Annotated in this window: 1 pseudogene; it reads right to left on the reverse strand. The window is 39.3% G+C overall.

The features are described from left to right. Window positions 1-232: pseudogene (locus SB816_RS34435) on the reverse strand (hypothetical protein); the annotation flags it as partial. Window positions 233-242: the final 10 nt, after the last annotated feature.

A 242-nucleotide genomic window follows, 5' to 3' on the forward strand; every position in this document is an offset into this window, starting at 1 on the left:
CAATGTCAATGGTGAAATTAAGCATAAATTCATATTCCATTTCATCTTTTTGAACTGGCTTAGTCCCAACCTTACGAGGGGCCATTTTCCCGTTATTATCGGACTCCACTACATATTCCGTTTTTGTTCTTAATGTGGCCAGGATATGAACATCATTTTGTGTCAATGTTTTAATTAACTTGGTTGTTTCCGGCGCAAGTTTACCCCAGTTTTGAAAAGAGTTGCCGGACATGCTGCCATGT

The organism is Achromobacter sp. SIMBA_011, from assembly GCF_046535435.1.
Lineage (GTDB): Bacteria > Pseudomonadota > Gammaproteobacteria > Burkholderiales > Burkholderiaceae_B > Achromobacter > Achromobacter dolens.